This window comes from Streptococcus sp. GMD1S (genome assembly GCF_000296875.1).
Classification (GTDB): domain Bacteria; phylum Bacillota; class Bacilli; order Lactobacillales; family Streptococcaceae; genus Streptococcus.
This window is the reverse complement of record NZ_AJQY01000229.1, coordinates 1-793: the sequence shown is the minus strand read 5'-3', so window position 1 is coordinate 793 and position 793 is coordinate 1. Positions and strand designations below refer to the sequence as shown.

Annotated in this window: 1 protein-coding gene and 1 pseudogene; both read left to right on the top strand. The window is 40.7% G+C overall.

Annotation, left to right across the window (positions count from 1 at the left end):
• Positions 1-249, top strand: a pseudogene (locus GMD1S_RS12375) (cystathionine gamma-synthase); the annotation flags it as partial.
• Between the two features lie 11 nt (positions 250-260).
• Positions 261-793 (top strand): Mur ligase domain-containing protein (locus GMD1S_RS08480; RefSeq protein WP_000048101.1); only part of this gene is annotated, 533 nt, incomplete at its 3' end.

Here is a 793-nt window from a genome sequence, read left to right as displayed (position 1 = left end):
GCACCATTTCAAAAGGAAAATCCAGGTGAGTTTGCCAAATTTAGCAAAAACTTGAGACAGTCCCACTATATTTTAGCTGAAGAAGCTGGACAAGTAGTGACTCCGACTTTAGAAAATCAAGCTGGAAAAGCTAAAAAGAACAACTATGATTTTCTGAAGAAGAGCCAAATTTATAATAAAAAGAATAAGCAATCAGAACAGGAACGTCAGGTTGCCCAAGAGTTGAACCTGACAAGAATCACTGAATAAGGGAGAAAAACATGTCAAAGACATATCATTTTATTGGAATTAAAGGATCAGGGATGAGTGCCTTGGCCTTGATGTTGCACCAAATGGGACATAAGGTTCAAGGGTCAGATGTTGAAAAGTACTACTTTACACAACGTGGTTTAGAGCAAGCAGGAATTACCATTCTTTCGTTTGATGAAAAGAATTTGCAAGGTGATCTAGAAATTATCGCCGGGAATGCCTTCCGTCCAGATAATAACGTTGAAATCGCCTATGCGGATCAAAATGGTATCAGCTACAAACGTTACCATGAATTCCTAGGTAGCTTTATGCGCGACTTTGTCAGCATGGGAGTGGCAGGAGCTCATGGAAAAACTTCAACAACAGGTATGTTGTCACACGTCTTGTCTCACATCACAGATACCAGCTTCTTGATTGGTGACGGGACAGGTCGCGGCTCAGCAAATGCCAAATATTTTGTCTTTGAATCAGACGAATATGAGCGTCACTTCATGCCTTACCACCCAGAATACTCTATCATCACCAACATTGACTTTGACCATCC